Here is a 19,167-nt window from a genome sequence, read left to right as displayed (position 1 = left end):
GCAAGCTGCTAGACTCGGCGGTCTTCCACCTCCGATCCGCGTGGAGACCCTCATGCGCTTCGCGAAGAGCTTCGTCCCCTACGGCGCCTACTGGAGCACGCCGTTCTCGAAATGGCAGGGCAGCTTGGCGCATCTGAACGCCATGGCGCTCGGCGCCGAGACCGCGAAGCGCGCGCTCGCCGAGCGAAAGATCGACCCCAAGGCGCTCGACTCTCTCGTCCTCGGCTACACCGTCCTCCAGAAGCATCAGCTCTACGGCGGGCCGTGGCTCGCGGCGATGATCGGCGCCGAGGCGACGACCGGCCCGATGGTGAGCCAGGCCTGCGCGACCGGCGCCCGCACGACGGCGGCCGCGGCGGCCGAGATCGAGGGCAACGCCAACGCGACCGTCCTCGCCATCACCGTCGATCGCTGCAGCAACGGGGCGCACGTCTACTACCCGAACCCCGGCGGCCCCGGCGGCATGGGCGAGAAGGAGGACATCGTCATGGACTCCTTCGGCTTCGACCCGTGGGCACGGAATTCGATGATCCAGACCGCCGAGAACGTCGCCGCCGAGGCCGGGATCTCGCGCGATGAGCAGGACGCGTGCACGCTCGTCCGCTACCAGCAGTACGCGAAGGCGCTCGCCGACGACCACGCATTTCAAAAGCGCTACATGCTCCTGCCGTTCGAGGTGAAGGACGCGTCGGGCCGGAAGACGGTCGCCACGCTGACGGGCGACGAGGGGGTCTTCGAGACGACGAAGGACGGCCTGGCGAAGCTCAAGCCGGTTCTCCCCAACGGTACGGTGACCTTCGGCAGCCAGACGCACCCGGCCGACGGAAACTGCGGTATGGTCGTCACCTCGCGCGAGCGGGCGAAGGAGCTTTCGAGGGACGCGGCGATCGAGGTCCAGATCGTCGCTTACGGTCAGGGCCGCGCGAAGAAAGGATTCATGGCGATGGCAACCGTACCGGCCGCGAACGCAGCGCTCGACGCCGCGGGGATCAAGCTCGGCGATGTGAAGGCGATGAAGACGCACAATCCGTTCGCCGTGAACGACGTCTACCTCGCCAAGACCCTCGGCCTCCCGATCGAAGGGTTCAACAACTACGGTTCGTCCTTGATCTACGGGCACCCTCAGGGCCCGACGGGGATGCGCCTCATCATCGAGCTCGTCGAGGAGCTCGCGATCCTCGGCGGAGGTTACGGCCTCTTCGTCGGGTGCGCCGCGGGCGACACCGCCGCGGCGACGGTCGTGAAGGTGGGACGATGAGCGCCGCCGAACCTAGACGCCGGGACGGGTTCTCGATCTTCCTCGTCATCGCCTGCGTGGCGCTGTCGGGCCTCGTCGTCGCGCTCGCGATCCAGAATCGCTCGCTCAAGCAGCAGCTCGCCCACGGGGGCGGCCCCCCGCCGCCACAGCTCGCCGCGGGCGACGTCGTCACGCCGTTCCCCGTCGTCACCGACACCGGCGACACCAAGACGATCGGTTTCGGCGAGGGCGAGTCCAAGACGGTGCTCTTCGTCTTCTCGTCGACCTGCCCCGCCTGCAAGGAGGCGGTCCCCATCTGGCGAACGCTCCTTCAGTCGCCGCCGGCGGCCGGCATCCGTCTCGTCGGGCTGCAGACCGACAAGCTCGACCAGAACCCCGCCGCTCCCGCCGAGGTGACCGCGGCGTACCCGTTCCCCGTCTACGGCTACAAGCGCCCCAGCCCCGACCCGCTCGCGAAGGTTCCGTTCATCCCCGCGGCGGTCGTCCTCGATACCAAAGGTGTCGTTCAGCACGCCTGGTTCGGCGTCCCCGCTGATGACGTCGTCGCGGACTTGAAGCACGAGCTCGGAATCTGAAGGGGACAGTAACCTTTCAGCGCTGCGGCTCCACGATCACTTTCAAGGAATCTCCGGCTTCGGCGACGAGGCGGAAGCCCTCTTGTGCGTCGGCGAGAGGGAGACGGTGCGTGATGAGAGAACGCACGTCCACGCGCCGGTTGGCGATCGCGTCGAGCGCGGTCTTCATGTCGGCCGGAGGCCCGGCGTAGGAGTGCACGATCGAGATACCGTCCCGTCCGAGCTCGTGAAGCGGCAGGCTCGCCGTCGTCCCGGGCGGGAAGAGGGCGAAGACCAGAAGCGTGCCGCCGCGGTCGAGCATGCGGATCGCGGCGTCGAGCGCCGGCATCGAGGCGGCGCAGAGGATGGCGACGTCGGCGCACCGCGGAGGTAGGGCCTCGGCTCTCGCGTCGAGCGTCTCGGTCGCCCCCGCTCGGCGCGCGGCGGCCAGGCGGTACGGCGAGAGATCGCTTGCGACGATGCTCGCCGCGCCCGATGCCTTCGCCCAGACGATGTGTAGGAGACCCGAGAGGCCGCTTCCGATGACGGCGACACGCTTTTCAGAGGCGCCTCCTGCGACCCGTTGGCCCCTCACGGCGCAGGCGAGCGGCTCGACGAACGAGCCTTCCTCGTAGCTCACGCCAGGCGGGAGCGCGAGCGTGCCGCGGAGCACGTTCACGGCGGGGAGACGGACCAGCTCCGCGAGGCCGCCGGGATCGAAGTGCGTCGTTCGAAGCGTCTCGCACACCGGGTGATGGCCGGCACGGCAGTAACGGCACGTGTTGCAGGGAACGTGGTGCGTCGCGACGATGCGGTCGCCGGCGACGAAGCCGGCGAGCCCTTCGCCGATCTCGACGACCTCGCCCGCGACCTCGTGCCCGAGCACGACCGGCGCCTTCGGCTTGCGGTACCACTCCATGACGTCCGAGCCGCAGAGGCCGGACGCCATCACGCGGAAGACCAGCTCGCCGGGGCCGGCGAGGGGACGTGGACGCTCTTCGAGGCGGACGTCGTCGTTCGCGTAGTAGACCGCGGCCCTCATCGCGCGATCCGCGGCTTCTCCCCCTCGTAGATCGCCGTCGCCTCTTCGATCGAAACGCCCTGGTGCACGACCGCGCGGACGGCGCGGATCATCCCGACCGGCGCGTCGGATTGAAAGATGTTGCGTCCCATGTCGACGCCCGCGGCACCGGCGTTCACCGCGTTCCACGCGAGCGCGATCGCGTCGCGCTCGGGCGTCTTCTTCCCGCCGGCGACGATGAGGGGCACGGGAGTACTGCCGACGACCTCTTCGAAGCCGTCGCAGTAGTAGGTTTTCACGAGGTGCGCGCCGATCTCCGCCGCGATGCGGCAGGCGAGTCCGAGATAGCGCGCGTCGCGGACCATGTCCTTCCCGACCGCGGTGACGGCGAGCACGGGGATGCCGTAGCGGTGCCCGGCATCGACGAGCTTCGCGAGGTTGAGGAGGGTCTCGCGCTCGCCTTCGGCACCGACGAAGATCGACAACGTCACCGCCGACGCGTTCAGGCGGATCGCGTCTTCCATCGCAACCGTCAGCCCCTCGTGCGACAGCTCGCGGAGGATCGACGCGCCGCCGGAGACGCGGAGCACGATCGGGACGCCGGTCCCGGCAGGCACCGAGGTGCGGAGCACGCCGCGCGTGAGCATGAGCGAGTCCGCGAACGGAAGGAGCGGCTCGATCGTCGTCCTCGGCTTCTCGAGGCCGGAGGTCGGACCGAGAAAGTAGCCGTGATCGACCGCGAGCATGACCGTGCGCCCCGCGGGCGGTCTCAGGATCCTCTGCAAGCGGTCCGACAGTCCCCAGTCCATCGCTCCCTCACTTCGCCGAGGCGTGCCATGCGGCGAGGATCTCCGCTTCCTTCTCGGCGGTGATCCCCGCACTGAGCTTACCGCGACGATCTTCCGGAAGCGTGCGGAACCAGGCGCGCGTGTCCTTCGCGGTGGCGGACGGCGAACGGAAGGAGAGGCCGGCGGCGATCGCCCTCTTGCAATCGATCTGCGTGAACCCGGCGTCGCCCGGGACCCACACCGGCATGTCGCTCCAGGGCGCGACCTCTTTCTTCTCGAGGAAGTCGGCCGGGACCCAGGTGAGCTTCGGGTCGCCGCCCACCCCCTTCTTCGTCTCCTCGAGGAACTTCTTCATGGTGAGCTTCTTCTCCGGCCCGGTCGCGTTGTAGGTGCCGTTCAAGTTCTTCTCGACCGCGAGGATGACCCACGCGCCGAGATCGCGAACGTCGACGAACTGCACCGGGTCGCTGCCGTCGCCCGGGGCGAGGACCTCACCGCCGCGCGCGAGACGGACCGGCCAGTAGGTGTACCGATCGCTCTTGTCGCCGGGACCCACGATGAGTCCGGGGCGGATGTTGCACGCGCGGCCGGACATCGCCTTGTCGGCCGCCTTCTCCGAGAGCGCCTTCAGAGCGCCGTAGTACTTCTGCACGTCCTCGCTCGTCTCGTCGGGCATCGTGGCGAGAGGTCCGTTCTCCGCCGTCCCCGGCTTCAGGTTCTCGGCGAATACCGAGATCGTCGAGATGAAGACGTACTGCTTGACGCTCGGCGCCAGGAGCGACGCGGAGAGCGTGACGAGCCGGGGCACGAACCCCGACGTGTCGACGACCGAGTCCCACTGGCGCCCCTCGAGGCTTTTGAGATCGCCGTTCCGGTCACCGTGGAGCTTCTCGACGTCGGGGAAGAGGCCGGGGTTCGTCTTCCCGCGATTGAAGAGCGTGATCACGTGGCCGCGCGCCTGCGCCGCCTCGACGATCTGCGGGCCCAAGAACGAGGTGCCGCCGAGGATCAGGATCTTCATCGGCTTCGACGCCGGTGCCGCAAGGACCTTCGGCAAAGAGGCGCTCAGCGCGGCTCCGGCCCCCGCGACCGCGGCGGCCTTGATGAACGTCCTTCGCCTCCGATTCATGCCTGGCTCCTCTCGAGCGTCGCCTGGCGCCGCGACGCGAAGACGGCGAGCGCGATCCAGCCGGCGCAGATCAAGAGCATAACCGTGGTCGTGAGCCACTGTGGCGGAGACAGGGACGTGAAAGCGGTATAGGCCCAGAGCGAAAAGGCATCCCCGCCGCGAAAGACGACGGTGTCGATGAACGACTTCGCCTTGTACTTCTCTTCGGACGTGACGGCGGTGAAGAGGACCTCCCGCGATGGACGCTCGAGGCCGTACTGGAGGCCGCGCCGCGCGATTTGAAACGCCACGAGCACCGAGATCCCCGGGGAGAGAGCGAGCGCGGCGAAGCCGCCGGCCGTCACGAGCGGGAGAACGCACAGCGCGACGAGGAGGCCGAGCGCCGTCAGCACCCAGCCGGTGAGAACGGTCTGCGACGCCAGCGCGACGATGTTGACCCAGAAGTCGATTCTCGCGAAGAGCGCCGTGCGCGCCGACGAGTCGGCGATCGAGGCCTGGACGATGTGCGCTTGGTCGCTGTAGAGAACCGACGAGGTGAACGTGTAGGCGAGCAGCATCCCCGAGATCGCGAGCAGATAGGGCGATGCGAGCGCCGACCTGAAGCCCGCCAACACGCCTCCCCCGATCGGACGGTCGGGTGCGACGCCGACGGAGCCGGCCTTGTGCTTCTCAGCCCACGCGATGAGATGACGCACGCAGTGGACCGCCAGCTCGATCGTGAGCGCCGAGGCGACGAAGAGCGCGGCCCTTCCGAACGGCTGCACCAGCACCGAGGCGATTCCCGGGCCGGCGATCGCGCCGAGCCCGCCGCCGGCGGCGATGATGCCGAAGAGGCGCTTCCCCTGCCCCTGGCCGAACGCATCGACGACGGAGCTCCAGAACACGGACACGACGAGAAGGTTGAAGACCGACACCCAGACGAAGAAGACGCGCGCGACCCAGATCTCGCCGATCCCGAGCCGGTCGAGCACGAGGAACGCGAGGAGGTTCGCCTCGCAGAAGCGATAGACGATGGGAATGATCTTCCGCCGCGGAACACGTGCGACGACGGCTGAGTAAAAGGGGACCACGAGGAGCATGACGACGAACGTCGCGGTGAACATCCACGGCAGGTTCTTCACCCCTCCGAGGATTCCCATCTCGTCCCGCAGCGGGCGGAGCATGTAGTAGCCGCAGAGAATCAAGAAGAAGTGGGCGAACGCCCAGAAGACGGCCGGCCGCTCCTCGGGGAGCACGCGCGGAACGCGGCCGGTGCCCGCTACCACGCCGCGGGCGCTTGCGCGCCGACCCCCGGCCCGTAGAGCAGCGCGTTCAACAGGAGACGGCGCGTGCCGATCGTCCATCCGCGAAAGTCCGGGTGGTCGATGAAGAGGATCACTTGGCCGCGGCCGACCGACTCCTGCGAGGCGTAGGCGGTCTTCGCGAGACGGGCCGCGAACTCGGGCCAGAGCAGACCGCCGCGTTGGATCGTGTCGATCCCGGAGAAGACCGCGAGCGCGCGCACCGGTGGACGCACGATGAGCGCGTCGTCGGCGCCGTAGTAGACGGTGAGATCGGACGGCTGTCCCCAGGTGAGATAAAGATCGGGATCGACGTCGGCTCGCAGGAGCGCCCCCTGCGGCGCGAAGCGGCGAAGACGATCGTCGACGCGCCGGCGGTCTTCGTCCTTCGGCGCGCTCTGCCCCGAAGGGAGAACCGGCTTGAGCCACGTGTCGAGATCGACCGGCGCTCCTCCGAGCGGCGTGCCGATGTCCGTGCCTTCCACGAACGCCTTCGCGCCGGGGCCGATGACCGGCGCGACGTCGTAGGGCGACGTGCGCTTCGGTGGGCTCGCCTTCGCATCTTTCTTATCCTCGGGAGCGTCGAGGCCTGGCGCCGCGAGGGTGCCCGCGGCCTCCGCCTCGTCGGCGCGGAGGCTCCAGACGAGCGGCGGCGACGTGTCGAGAGCCTGGCTGCGCAGGCGCGCCTTCGTGAGCCCGAGGTCCTTATCGGCCAACAGCTCCGAAGCACCGACCCCGATGAGCGTGCCGCCTCCTTCGACCCATTCCTTCAGGCCGTCGAGGCCGCCCTTGCCGAGAACCGCCTTGACCGCGGACGCCGACCAGTCGAGCGGCGGCACGACGACGACGTTGTAGCGGCGGAGATCGGTGCCGGGAAGCGAAGCGAGGTCGATCGCGGAGAAGCGCAGACCGACCACCGTGTCGAGCCAATGCCAGATCGCGCCGTAGCCTTCGCGCGAGACGGCAGGACCGGTGAGGACCGCGATGTGCGGGGCCGCGAGCGCGTGGAAGAAGCCGCCGCCGAGATCGGCGCCGGTCTCCGCGAGCGCCGTCGAGGCGGTCATGATCGCAATGCCATGCTTCTTCCCCACGTCGTCGAGCAGGCGCCCGACGTCGGTCCCGTTCGCCTCCTTCTTCACGAGGATCGATCCGGCCGCGAACTCACGGCCGTCCACGCGGAACGGCTTCTCGGCGAGGCGCAGCGAGACCCCGGCCTGAAGGAGATCGGCGACCGCGAGACCGGCGCCGTCGGATGATCCCTCGAACACCCAACCGAACGTCGTCGGCGCAGGCGACCCCTCGACACCCGCCGGCGGCAGCGGCAGCTTGATGTCCGGCTGCCATGCGCCCGCCGGCTTCGTCGCGCTCCAGTACGCCTCGACCCCGAAGAGCAGCGGCAGCGACCAGGCGGTCGTGTCGTAGCTCCGCGTCCCCTTCCCGGTCTCGATCGACTTCCGTTCCGCGAAGAGGAAATCCGCATTCATCGGAACGTGGGGATCCAGGATGGCGCGCGCCAGGTTGCCCGAAGGCTGATCCATCGGCACGAGCCAGCTCCCGGCCGGAAGATCGACCGATCGTGACTCGCCGGTCGCACTATCGACGAGACCGGACACGGTCGTCTGCGCCGACAGCCGCTGCACCTCGATCCCCTGATTCATGAGGAGACGGCCCAAGGCGTCGGTCCGATCCGGGAATCGTCCGCGCGGAAGAACCCACGCCCTCACCTTCCCCGTCGTGCCCCGCTCGATCCCGTCGCGGCGCGTCGCCAGCGTCACCGCGATCGCCTTCGGCCCGCTCGCGGCGAGCGTCGAGAGATTCGCTACCGAGCTGATGACGTGATGCTCGACCGCCTGCAGGTACGTCCGCGTCTCGCCGGACGACTTGAGCACGAAGGTCCCGTTCGTCTGCGACATCTCGTAGAGGATTCCGACCGCCCCGCGGTACATCGCCCACGACGACCCGTATCCAGGGAAGAACTCGTCGTCCCACTCACGCGTGTAGTAGGGATAGCTGCGCGCATCGAGCGCCTTCGCCTGATCGGCGGCGTAGAGCCGCGCCTGCTCGAGGTAGCTCTTCGGGAGGAACGGATTGAGCGGCGGGCGCGCCGGCGAGAAGAGGTAGGTGCTCTCCTGGCCCATCTCGTGGCTGTCGACCATGACCTGCGGATTCCACTTCGCGATCTCGGCGACCCGGCGCGACTCGGGCTGCGTGAGCGTGATCCAGTCGCGGTTCATGTCGAACATGTAGTGGTTGCCGCGGCCGTACGGCCAGATCGCCGTGTGTGACAGGTCGTCGAGGTCGCCCGTCGGCGTCTTGTGGGCGAACCATCGGATCTGCGAGAGCGCGCGCTCGCGCCCGTCGGGGTTCTCGCAGGGGTCGATGAGGACGAGCGACGCCTTGCGGACCGCGCGTGCTCGATCGTCCTCGCCGGCGGCGAGCCAATACAGGAGCGCCGCCGCGGCATCGGTCGACGAGATCTCGTTCCCGTGGATCCCGTACGCCATCCATGCGACGGACTTCGCACCCGAAACAGCTGCATCACTCGTTCGGCGAGGATCGGTGAGCTTGGCGTGCTCGTCGCGAAACGCGTCGAGACCGGCGATCGTCGATTCCTCGCCGACCGCGATGACGACGAGCTCGCGATCCTCGTAGGTCTTGGCGTATGGGAGCACCTTGACGCGCTTGCTCGCCGCGGCGACCGCGCCCACGTACCGCATCAGCTCGTCGTAGGTGATCGGTCGCGAGCCGGGCGTGAACCCGACTACCGACTCCTGCGTCGGCACCGCCGGATCGAAGCGGGCGCCGGGGAACAGGCGATCGAGGCCCACGCCGGGAGCCGGCGCGGCGGAGGAGAGGGTCGCGCAAGACAAGAGCGCGACGAGTAGGGTCCAGCGTCTCATGCGGACTCCGTCGGCGTGGGAATCGGTTTACGGCTCAGGCGGTGAGGAGTTGCGCGAGCCGGTCGAGGGCGTCTCCCCAGTACGCCTTCTGCGCCGCGGCGGCCCGCGCCGAAGCGAGCCGGCCGTGCTGGACGGCGATCTGCGTCTTCCGCGCCCCCTTGGAGAACAGGCCGACCTCGATCATCGTGCCGTCCCCCCAGGTGATGCGCAGGTTCTTGTTCTCGGTCGCCTTGCGGATCGTCAGCCTGGCCCCGGGGAGCCACTGCGCGCGCTTGCGCGCGTTCCCCCACGCCTCGAAGACGTCCCCGACGGGGGCCGCCATCGTCTTGCTCCGCGAGACCTGGTAGCCCGACGTCGTCTCGTGCTTGGCGCGCAGGCCGTGTGTCTGCTCGTAGCCGACGGCGACCATCTGCTGCCACCACGGAACGAGGTCGTACGACTTGGTCAGCACCGAGACGAGCTGCTGGTGGGTCATCTTCCGCCCGCCCGCGCGATCGAGAATCGCGGACCACTGCTTCCACGTCTTCCCGGTCTTCGCGGCGACGGCATCGTTCGAGATCTTGGGCGCGGTGCCCGGCTTTCTTCGCGTCGTCATGGTCTCGACCCCAGTCCCAGGAGCCCCGTGCTCGGGCATCTTGCCACCGCCCGCTTGCATCGCAAAGGGATAATCCGAAGATGCGCCGGGTCGGCAGCGTCCTCTTCGCGATCGTGCTCGCCGGCTGCGCCGCGCGGAAGCCACCGGTCTGCCATCCGTGCTTCTGGGAGTACCAGCCCGCCGACCAGAAGAAGGAGCTTCTCGAGGTCTACGGCGATCGTCACATGGACGATCCGTTCCTCGACGCGCAGCGGAAGCTCCTCCTCGCCGTCGTCAAGCAAGACGCGAAGGCCGCGTGCGATGTGCGCGAGGAAATCGAACGCCTCGATCAGGCCGATCCCGCACGTAAGCTCCTGGCTTCGGAAATCGTCGCCTTCACCGCGGAGGGCTGCGGCGCGGACACCAAGGCGGCGTTCCAGACCGCCTCGGCGAACGCGCGGGCCGCCGGAGCCTCATGGAAGTCGCGCGTCTACCTCGCGCTCGCCGAGCACCGCTTCGAACCCGAATTCGCCGAGACGACGATCGCGAAGAAGCTCGTCGTCCCTCCCGGCACGACCTCGTTCGTCCTCGGCGCCAGCAGGATCGTTGTTCAACCGGGAACGCGCGTCGGCGCCCAGGTCGAGCGCACCGTCAGAGACTGGCTCTCCTACCAGCTCGCCTGGGACGAGAAGGCCGGCGATGTGGACGCCGGCAAGCTCCTCACCTGGCACGAGGGCGCGCGCCTGCGCGACCTCGCCGCCGCGGCACCGGTGAAGATCGTCCCGCTCACCGGCGCGCTCGCCGTCAAGCACGGCGACAAATGGCTCGGCGCCGACGCGAACGGCGTCTTCCGCTACGAGATCCTTGACGACAAGATCCAGTACCCCACGACCTTCGTCTGGCACGACGTCGCCCTCATCGTCGATACGCACGGGATTTCAGCGCTCGTCGAGCCCGCGCGCCGTGCGGGAGTCTCGCTCGTCGTCGGCTGCGGCGACACCACCGGCAAGATGCAGGCCGCCTACGACCTCGCACGCGCCGGCGTCGACGCGTGGTTCCCCTGCGACCGCTTCACCGGCGACATCGTCGGCTATGAAGCGCCCGGAGTCTTGCTCGGCTCCGCCCCCGTGCGCGCCGAAGGCGATCACGCCATCATCGGCGACCGCCCTATCCGCTTCGCGATCGACGAGACGTTCGTCGTCGAGGACTTTGAGGGGCGCGGACCGCTGCGCTACTACGACGCGCCCGCGCGCTACTTCCGCGCGCTCGCAGCGTTCATCCCTTCATTGAAGATCGAGTACGTTCCCGTCGAGGACGCGGGGCAGTCAACGCGCGTCGTCGAGCGTGCGAGCGCGCTTGGAGCCGATGCCATCGCAGTTCGCGTGCAAACCGACGAAGATGCTGGACCGGTTCGAGAGTGGCTCGCGGCGTCGGATAAGCATCGAGCGATTCTCTTGCATACCGCGCCGTACCCCGCCGGGTATGCGCTGTTCGGGGAGTTCCCGAGTCAGACGACGTTCGCCGATCCAAAGCCCACGTTCTGACGTTTCCGGGACGCAACCCGAATCAGCAGAGTTCTACGGCCAGCCGAAGTCGGGTACCGGTATCTTCGCTTCGTGAGTCTATTTTCCCCGATCTTCGCCGCTCTCAACGGCGCCAACGTGCGTTACGTCATCGTGGGCGGACTCGCCACGGTCTTGCACGGTTACACGCGTCTGACGGATGACGTCGATCTCGTGATCGACCTCGCTCCCGAAGCTGCTCGTAGAACAATGGAGGCGTTGCGAGATCTGGGCCTCAAACCGCGAGCCCCCGTCGAGCTTCTCGACTTCGCCCTTGCAGATCGTCGGAGGCAGTGGAACGAAGAGAAGGGGATGCGTGTCTTCTCGCTCGTCGATCCCGCCCAACCGATGAGGGAGCTGGATCTGTTCGTCGAGAACCCGCTGGAGTTCGAGATGCTCTGGCGGGACTCGGTGGTCAAGGACTTGGGCGAATGCTCCGTGCGCATCGCCTCCATTCCTCACCTCATCCGAATGAAGCGAGCCGCAGGTCGTCCGCAAGATCTGCTGGACATCGACGCACTCGAGATCATCGCCAAGAATCAAAGAGGTGCGGTGTCCGAGTCGTACGGTGGCGGCTGGGAAGCGCACCGGAAGGACCAGCTCATCCGCGGTTTGGCCGCGAGCCCCGCACAGCGACTCGAGTGGCTCGACTCGGCGATCGAGCTGGCGTGGCACACTGGCGCGCTGCCGCGTAAGCGCAATGAGATCTTGCCGACTTAGCTCGACGCCATCGTTCAGGGCTTCTTAGCTTTCAACTGCTCGTCCATGCGCCGCAATTCCTCCGCTGCTTCTTTCTCTCGGTAAGGTCCCCACGCGGCGGTGACCGGAACGCCGTCGAAGTAGAGCGTTCCACCGAACGGAGGCCCGTCCTTCGAGTTGTACCAGCGGAGACATACCACCTTGCCATCCTCCCAGAGCTCAATGGTCGCTCGTCCGTGGGCTGTGTCGAGCTCGCTGATTCGGAGACGGTATGGTCGTGCGCAGAGATTTCTGAGATTGCACCATCTGCTGAAAACCGGATCTTGAGGACTTTGTCCAAATCCTCTTGAGTGAGTCTCGCCGGGGGCCTTGTCCCAGCGATCGCTGCCCCGATTCCTATAGCACCTAGCAACCAAACGGGAGATCTCATCTGCACCTCCGAAGCTAGCTCTCCACCCTCGCCGGCTGGAACCCCTTCCGCTGCATCTTCCCCCACGCTCGACGTCTGCGGATCGCGTCCCAGAACGCCTTGACCTTGATCGCGGAGAGGAGCTGCCGGTAGCCGAGGTTCTCGAGGACGCTGTAGGCGACGAGCTTGGCGAGATCGGTCCAACCGGGGTAGCGGCGGAACGAGATCTCCTCGAGAAGCACCGCGGCGATCGAGAGGAAGACGCCGTAGAGCACCGAGACCGCGAGGAAGAGTAGGAAGTACTGCACGTCGAGGATGCCGAGCAGGTAAGAGAAGATGACGGCGATGTAGCCGAACGTCTCGATGAACGGACCGAGCAGCTCGAAAATGGCGAAGTACGGGAAGGCGAACATGCCGACGGTGCCGTAGCGCGGGTTCAGGAACATGCGCTTGTGGATCCAGATCGTTTGGAGGAGGCCGCGGTGCCAGCGGTTGCGCTGGCGCGCGAGCACGCGGAGCGACTCGGGCGATTCGGTCCAGCAGACGGGATCGGGCACGAAGACGACGCGGTAGGGCTGCTTCTTGCGGCGCATGTGCTCGTGCAGGCGCACGACGAGCTCGAGGTCTTCGGTGTCGGTGTCGTGCGTGTAGCCGCCGATCTCGACGACCTCCTGCTTCTTGTAGATGCCGAACGCGCCCGAGATGATGAGGAGCGACTGGAGGTTCGACCAGCCGACGCGGCCCGTGAGGAAAGCGCGGAGATACTCGACGACCTGGAAGATCGGGATCGCGCGGTCGGGAAGAGCGATGCGGGTGACGCGGCCTTCCTTGACCTCACAGCCGTTGACGATGCGGACGATGCCGCCGGCGGCGACGGTCTCGTGCGGCTTCTCCATGAACGGCTTCACGACGCGGAGGAGCGCGTTGTCCTCGATGACGGAGTCGGCGTCGATCGAGCAGAAGAGCGGGTAGCGCGCGAGGTTGATGCCGGCGTTGAGCGCGTCGGACTTGCCGCCCTTCTCCTTGTCGACGACGACGAGGTTGGGGTGCGCGAGCGAGCGGTAGACCGCCCGGACCTGCTGCGTCGGGATCACGCGGCGGTACGGCTGGTCGGTGCGGCGCAGCTCGTACGCTTCGACGAGGCGAGCGAGCGTCTTGTCGTTCGAGCCGTCGTTGATGACGACGATCTCGAACTCGCCGTAGTTGACCATGAGCATCGAGCGCACGGTCTCGACGATCGTCTTCTCCTCGTCGTGCGCGGGGATGAGGACCGAGATCGGCCACGTCATGTCGGACTGCATGATCTGGCGGTAGTCGGAGAAGAAGGTCCGTCGCACGAACCTCAGAACTTCGAAGAGCGAGATCACGAAGAGGATGAGGTAGATCGAGTTCAATGCGAGGAAGTAGATCAAGACAAAGATGTTGAAGTACAGGAGCGCCTGAGCGAGGAAGCCGGTGAAGGTCATCGCTGCACCTCCTCCCGGTCTCTCTCCATCGGAGCGTTGTCCAGCGGGAGGAGGCGCGCGAGGGCGTTCCTCACGCCGGGATCGCCGTGGGTCACCGCCAGCTCGCGCAGGCGGCCGGTTTGACCCGCCGCGACGAAGCGTTGGATGACACGCTCGGCGCTGTCCCTGACCGTGCCGGTCGACCCGAGCTGCGCGACCCTTCGCTCGAGGATGCCCGCGGCTTCGAGGACGACGCACGCCTGGTGGCGCGCGTAGAGATCCTCGTCGGCGAGCATGCCTTCCAGCGCTTCGATTCCCATCGGCCCGGCTTGCTTGAGCGCTTCCGCGGCGTTGGCGCGCACCCACCACTCGCGGTCGCGAAGGGTCGCGCACAATTCGGGGATCGCTTCCGCGTCGTGGATGCGGCCGAGCGCCTTCGCGGCCATCGCACGCACCGGCCACGCGGGATCGGCGAGTGCGCTTCTGAGTCTCGGCGCGCCTTCGAGCACGCCGATCGCGCCGAGCGCATGCGCGGCGCGCGCTCGGATGTCGGCATCGTCGTCGTCGAGACGCGCGAGCAGCCAGCCGATCGTTTCGAGCGCGTGGACGCGGCCGACGATGTCGAGCGCTGCGAGCCGGCCGTGGCGGTTCAGCTCCGGGTACGCCTCCATCAGCTCGTGGACGACTTCCCTTCCCATGTCGCTCAGGATGTCGGCGATGCGGATCGTCGACCAGCGGTTCGGCTCGCCGAGCGCTTGAAGGAGCGGGCGCACCGCGGCGCGGCCGCCGACGAGGCCGAGCGATTTCGCCGCGCGGAGCCGGACCTCGGCGACGTCGTCGCCGAGCGCGGAAACGAGCTTCGACGTCGCCCGCTTGGCGCCGGCGAGGCCGAGGTTCTCCGCCGCATGAGCGCGCGTCCACCAGCGTGTGCTCCCGAGCGCGTCCATGTACGCGTCCACGTAGCCCAGCTCGTCGAGCCCTCGCGCGAGGCGCTCGCGCTCGACCCCGCGCACCCGCTGGACGTGGTCGAGCAGGATCGTCTCCACGACCGGTCGGTCGCTGCGCGCGAGACCGCCCCGGAGCGCGGCGAGGATCGAAGGATCTTCTCCGTGGACATAACGAAGGATCGAGGGCTCGAGCGCGTTCCGTCGCGATCGCCGGCGCGCATCGCGGATTTCGCGCACGGCCTTTCCCGACACGATGAAGAGCGTGAGCGCGAGGAAGACCCCCGCGGTCGCGATGATCGCCGCGACGAGGACCTGGAACATCAGGCCCGCCTCGGTTCGAGGAGCTTCTTGACGCGCGCCACCAGCTCGCGCGCGTTGAACGGCTTGACGACGTACTCGTCGGCCCCCGACTCGAGGCCGCGGACGATGTCGTCCTCGTGGTCGCGCATGGAGAGGATGAGAACGGGCAGGTGCGCGATCTTCGCGTCATTCCGGATCGCGCGGAGGACCTCGAAGCCGTCGCGGTACGGCATGACGAGATCGCTCACGAGGAGATCGGGCGAGGCGCTCTTCGCCAGCTCGAGAGCGTGCTCGCCGTCTTCCGCGACGAGGACCTCGTAGCCGCGCTCCTCGAGGAGCGAGACGACGAACCGGCGGGTCACCGGATCGTCCTCGGCCACGAGGATCGTCTTCGCGAGGCCCACCCTCAGCCTCCGAAGGTGTAGCGCACCCCCGCGCCGAAGAAGATCGAGTTGAAGCCCGGGCCCGACGCGGCCGACGAGTTGCCATAGTTCGCGTCGAGCTGGAACGAGAAGCCGCGGCCGAGGGGATGCGCGAGGAGGCCGTAGAAGTTCCAGAGCGGCTTTCCGGTGTTCGTCGCGCCGTTGAAGGTGTAGCGCTGCACACCGCCTTCCGCGGTGGTCTCGTATTCCCACCTGGAACGGCCGATCGTTCCGTTCGAGCGGACGGAGGCCAAGCCGGCGACCAGGTTCGACGGATCGAAGTAGCCGTGGTTCAGGTCATCCGCGAAATCGAGGTAGCGGACGACACCGCCGGCGAGGAGGCGACGCGCCGGCCACGTCCAGACGTACCAGGCACCGGCGTCGGCGTTCAAGCGTGTGTTGCCGTCGGAGAAGTGGCCGTACCCAGCGCCGGCCTCGACCTGGACATGCTTGCTGGCAAGCCCCGCGGCGGAGAAGGTCACGGAGGTGACGTCGATGTCGTTGTCGAGGATCTGCGGCGAGTAGAGGAACGGGTCGTACGCCGCCCCGGCACGCCCGGTCCACGTTCCGATGGGGAACGAATACGAGAGACCGCCGATCGCGGTCGTGCGGTCGTTGCCCCCGCTATCGGTGAGGCGCGCGGCGCCGAGGCGCAGCTCGCCCCTCTGCCGCGGGCGCGGGTCCCACCCGAGGACGCCATAGAGAAGATCGGCGGTGCCGTTCGCATCGGCGTTCCCCGGCACCGGGCCGTTGAAGTCGTCGTGCCGGTAGCCGAAGCGCAGGTCGAAACGCGTGGCGAAGCCGAAGCCCCCTTCGGCGATGTACCCGTTCATGCGGTTCTCGTCGGAGTCGTCGAGGTGCTCGTAGCCGACCTGGACCCACGCGGCGCTCGACTTCTTCGCCGCCTCGTTCAACGCTTTGACCTCGGGATCGTCGGGGTACTTCACGGCGAGGGCCGCCGCGGCCTCGCGCGCCGCGGGAGCGTTCCCCGTCTCGAGATCGGCGTAGGCGAGACCGATCCGCGCATCCTTGAGGTCCGGATCGGCCTCGACCGCGCGCACGTAGAACGGCCGCGCCTCAGCGGAGCGCCCGCGCCACGCGTACGCCTGCGCCGTGCCGAGAAGCGCCCAGGCGTCGTGGGGCCTCTGCTCGAGCACTTTCGCGTAGCTGTCGATCGCCTCGTCGTAGCGCTTGCTCCAGAGGAAGACCTTGCCGCGCTCGAGGAGGACGTCGGGGTTCTTCGGCTCGCGGGTGAGCGCGCGCTCGTAGCGGGCGAGCGCGTCGTCGTACTTCTTGTCCCACGAGAGGAGCATCCCCGAGCGCAGGAGCGCATGGACGTTCGACGGATCCTCCGCGAGGACCTCGTCGTAGAGCTTCAGCGCCTGGACGTGATCGTCGTCGTCGAACGCCGCGTCGGCCGAGGCGATGTCCGCGCGCGCCGTCGTCGCGAGGAAGAGGGCGAGGAGCAGGGCGCTAGCGCGCATCGGGAATCGCCTTCCACGCCTCGCGGAGCGCGTCGAGACCGGCCTTCCGGCGCGTTCGATACTTGGGCACGTCCCACGTCGGCCACGTGTAGAGCGGAGCCTTGACGCCTTCGGCGGGCAGTCTCGACTTGTCGGCGAAAGCGTAGAAGCGGAAGCCGTCGGTGACGACCGTGTCGAGAGGGGCGTCGTGCTCGGTCGTCTGGTGGAGGACGCGCCGCGACGAGGGATCGGTGACGTTCAGGAGCTGCCACGGGATGCGAAGCTCGATCGCTCCCGAGGCCGCGCCGACCGCGACGTCGGTGCGCGTGTCGGTCGCCACGGAGCCGAACCGCAGGGCGCCGCGATCGACGACGATCGCGGGGTAGCGCGTGCCGTCGCGGCCGAAACGCTCGCGGTTGGTCTCCATGAGGAGGTGCGTGAAGGTGATGTCGTCCCCTGCCTCGGGCGATGCGACCGGGCCGCTCTCGATCGCCTGGTAAGGCTCGTACGGCGCCGCAACGGTGACGAAGCTCGCGCCGGGGCCGTGGAGCTCGATCAGGAACTCGGCGCCCGTTGCGATCGGCTCGGGGACGTGGGTCGCGCCGCGCCCCGGGTCGTAAGTGTCGATCGCGACGTGGAACGAGGTCGTCGTCCAGTCCGGCGGCTTCGGGCCGCCCGCGGTGCGGAGGAGCAGGTAGACGTACCCCTCGTCGGAGGTCACGCGCGTCTCCTTGATCGTTCCCCATCCGGAAGCGTTCGCGTTCTTTGCCGTGAGGTAGGCGGGTCCGAGCCAGTCGGACGGGTCGCCGTCGACGCGGATCGGCTCCGCCGGCCGGTACGCGAGAAGGCCGTACGACTGCTCGGGGCTCTCCGCGTTGAACCACAGCCGCCTTCTCTCGGCGGGGATCGTGAGAGGCGCGACCGACCACGTCCCCTTGAACCACTCGTCGATCAGCTCGAAGACGATGCCGCCCGCGTAGCCGTTCTCGTGGAGGGCCGAGAACATCGTCCCGAGCAGCTCGCCCTGGCGCCTCTCGTCCTGGCCGCCGTGGTCCCAACCTTCCGGCTGCACGTGCGCCACGCCGCGGCTCGTCGAGATCCCGAGCTCGGCGACGAGGAGCGGCTGATGGCCGTGGTAACGCTTCAGATCGGCGAGGTACGCGGAGTACCGGTTCGGACCGCGCGCATACGCCGGCTCGAGGTTCAGGAAGTCCGGATAGTTCGGGTAGATGTGATAAGCCGCGAAGAAGCCGGCCGGCATCTTCGCGGTGGGGACGATCTTCGTGGCATCGAGCGAGACGGCGTCGTTCTCCCACGGCGCATCGCGGTAGGCCTCGGGGAACGGGACGCCGTACCTCTTCTTCCACGCGTCTTCTTCCGCGCGATCGGCGTCGGTGTCGTGACGCAGCGGATCGAGCGTCGGCCAGTTCGCGAAGGCGAGCGGATGGAGCGTGCGGTAGCGCTTGACCTCGCGCGCGGCGGCAGCCTCACAGATGCCGGCCGCCCACACTTCCATCGCCGGAACTTTGTAGGCGCGAAAGTACGTCCCCGCGAACGACGCCGGCGGCTTCCCGGCATCGAATGCCTTGACGGCGTACGGCTCCCACTCGCGCCCGAGGATGAGCGCGAGGAGGGACGACGACGCATCGGTCTCGTAGATGCCGCCGGCGTGCCCCGGCCGCGGCGGCGAGACGAGATCGCCATGGACCGCGTCGATGACCCGGTCGATCTCGGCGCGGAACTCCGCGAGGAAGTCCGGATCGTCGAAGTTCCCGTCGTCGGGAAGCTCGGCCCAGATTCCCTGCACGAGCCAGAGCCTCCGCGCGCCCGCGAGCGCGTTGTGCGTCGAGAGCGCGCTGTAGAACTCCGGCGGCATGAGCGTGTAGACGCGGACCACGTTGCCGCCGAGCTCGGCGATCGTGTCGAACCACTTGAGATAGAGCGAGAGATCGCGAGGGAACTCGGTGGGGTACTTCCCGGGGAGCGCGGCGCCGAGATTGACCCCCTTGATGAAGATCGGCTCGTACGCGCCGGACGAGGTACGAACCTCGAAGACGTCCTTGAGCGCGCGCGCAGGGACCGCGATCGGCCTCGCCGGGTCGGCGTCGCGCTCGAATCGCAGCTCTTCGACCGGCTCGCGCAGCGCGGCGAGGGCCAGACCGTGCCGCGCGTCCTTCTCGTCCGGATGGAGCTTCAGGATCCCGCGGAACCGCGCGCGTGCGGCTTCGACCTGGCCGAGCTGGAGGGCGGCGTACGCGCCGCCGACGGAGAGGGGATCGGAACCGAACGCCTCGGCAGCGTCCTGGAAGTCACCCGCGCGGTAGAGGCACCAGCCGCGGTCATCGCCGTGCAGCTGCGCGCAGGGCGTTTCGGCCGCCATGGAAAAAAGGCCTCCAGTGACGAATATGTACAATGT

Annotated in this window: 16 protein-coding genes; 4 read left to right on the top strand and 12 right to left on the bottom strand. The window is 67.9% G+C overall.

The genetic code is table 11. The features are described 5' to 3' along the window. Positions 1-52: 52 nt before the first annotated feature. Positions 53-1,258: a thiolase family protein gene (locus VFV19_09905; GenBank protein ID HEX4824619.1), complete on the top strand. Its 1,206-nt coding sequence runs from the start codon at positions 53-55 to the stop codon at positions 1,256-1,258. Continuing rightward, entirely contained in the window at positions 1,255-1,833 is a 579-nt protein-coding gene (locus VFV19_09900; GenBank protein HEX4824618.1) for a hypothetical protein, read from the top strand. Before VFV19_09905 ends, VFV19_09900 begins: the two co-directional genes overlap by 4 nt. Before the next feature lie 16 nt (positions 1,834-1,849). Here the strand turns inward: VFV19_09900 and VFV19_09895 are convergent, their stop codons facing one another. From VFV19_09895 to VFV19_09870, 6 genes are read right to left on the bottom strand one after another with little or no spacing between them, the layout of a single operon-like run. Further along, positions 1,850-2,854 (bottom strand): alcohol dehydrogenase catalytic domain-containing protein, encoded by a 1,005-nt coding sequence (locus tag VFV19_09895; protein ID HEX4824617.1) that lies wholly within the window; start codon positions 2,852-2,854, stop codon positions 1,850-1,852. Then, positions 2,851-3,642: a 3-hydroxy-5-phosphonooxypentane-2,4-dione thiolase gene (gene lsrF, locus VFV19_09890; GenBank protein ID HEX4824616.1), complete on the bottom strand. Its 792-nt coding sequence runs from the start codon at positions 3,640-3,642 to the stop codon at positions 2,851-2,853. Before lsrF ends, VFV19_09895 begins: the two co-directional genes overlap by 4 nt. A 7-nt stretch (positions 3,643-3,649) precedes the next feature. Further along, entirely contained in the window at positions 3,650-4,750 is a 1,101-nt protein-coding gene (locus VFV19_09885) for an NAD-dependent epimerase/dehydratase family protein (GenBank protein ID HEX4824615.1), read from the bottom strand. Beyond that, positions 4,747-6,015, bottom strand: a complete 1,269-nt coding sequence (locus tag VFV19_09880) for a hypothetical protein (protein ID HEX4824614.1) — start codon at positions 6,013-6,015, stop codon at positions 4,747-4,749. Before VFV19_09880 ends, VFV19_09885 begins: the two co-directional genes overlap by 4 nt. Then, positions 6,009-8,930 carry a M14 family zinc carboxypeptidase gene (locus VFV19_09875; protein HEX4824613.1) on the bottom strand — a complete coding sequence of 974 codons (2,922 nt, stop codon included), beginning with the start codon at positions 8,928-8,930 and terminating at the stop codon, positions 6,009-6,011. Before VFV19_09875 ends, VFV19_09880 begins: the two co-directional genes overlap by 7 nt. 34 nt (positions 8,931-8,964) lie before the next feature. After that, positions 8,965-9,525 (bottom strand): hypothetical protein, encoded by a 561-nt coding sequence (locus tag VFV19_09870; protein ID HEX4824612.1) that lies wholly within the window; start codon positions 9,523-9,525, stop codon positions 8,965-8,967. 80 nt (positions 9,526-9,605) lie between these two features. Between VFV19_09870 and VFV19_09865 the strand changes: the two genes are divergently transcribed. Both VFV19_09865 and VFV19_09860 read left to right on the top strand, forming a co-directional pair. Further along, the gene (locus tag VFV19_09865) at positions 9,606-11,048 is read left to right on the top strand and encodes a hypothetical protein (protein HEX4824611.1); all 1,443 of its coding nucleotides are present in this window, start codon (positions 9,606-9,608) and stop codon (positions 11,046-11,048) included. A gap of 117 nt (positions 11,049-11,165) precedes the next feature. Continuing rightward, a complete protein-coding gene (locus VFV19_09860; GenBank protein ID HEX4824610.1) occupies positions 11,166-11,786 on the top strand; it encodes a hypothetical protein in 621 nt (206 codons plus the stop codon). Positions 11,787-11,800: 14 nt separating this feature from the next. Here the strand turns inward: VFV19_09860 and VFV19_09855 are convergent, their stop codons facing one another. The 6 genes from VFV19_09855 to VFV19_09830 all read right to left on the bottom strand — a co-directional run bounded on the left by VFV19_09855 (position 11,801) and on the right by VFV19_09830 (position 19,131). Beyond that, entirely contained in the window at positions 11,801-11,965 is a 165-nt protein-coding gene (locus tag VFV19_09855) for a hypothetical protein (GenBank protein ID HEX4824609.1), read from the bottom strand. A gap of 244 nt (positions 11,966-12,209) precedes the next feature. Continuing rightward, complete coding sequence (locus tag VFV19_09850) at positions 12,210-13,640, bottom strand: glycosyltransferase (GenBank protein ID HEX4824608.1); 1,431 nt, start codon at positions 13,638-13,640, stop codon at positions 12,210-12,212. Next, a complete protein-coding gene (locus tag VFV19_09845; protein ID HEX4824607.1) occupies positions 13,637-14,887 on the bottom strand; it encodes a HEAT repeat domain-containing protein in 1,251 nt (416 codons plus the stop codon). Before VFV19_09845 ends, VFV19_09850 begins: the two co-directional genes overlap by 4 nt. Further along, positions 14,887-15,270, bottom strand: a complete 384-nt coding sequence (locus tag VFV19_09840) for a response regulator (GenBank protein ID HEX4824606.1) — start codon at positions 15,268-15,270, stop codon at positions 14,887-14,889. Before VFV19_09840 ends, VFV19_09845 begins: the two co-directional genes overlap by 1 nt. Positions 15,271-15,272: 2 nt before the next feature. After that, complete coding sequence (locus tag VFV19_09835) at positions 15,273-16,772, bottom strand: tetratricopeptide repeat protein (GenBank protein HEX4824605.1); 1,500 nt, start codon at positions 16,770-16,772, stop codon at positions 15,273-15,275. Beyond that, positions 16,762-19,131: a hypothetical protein gene (locus tag VFV19_09830; GenBank protein ID HEX4824604.1), complete on the bottom strand. Its 2,370-nt coding sequence runs from the start codon at positions 19,129-19,131 to the stop codon at positions 16,762-16,764. The genes VFV19_09835 and VFV19_09830 overlap by 11 nt, the downstream gene beginning before the upstream one ends. Positions 19,132-19,167: the final 36 nt, after the last annotated feature.

It is taken from the genome of Candidatus Polarisedimenticolaceae bacterium, from assembly GCA_036275915.1.
Classification (GTDB): Bacteria; Acidobacteriota; Polarisedimenticolia; order Polarisedimenticolales; family DASRJG01; genus DASRJG01.
Note: the sequence above shows the minus strand (reverse complement) of the source record. Positions and strands in the feature narration are given on the sequence as shown.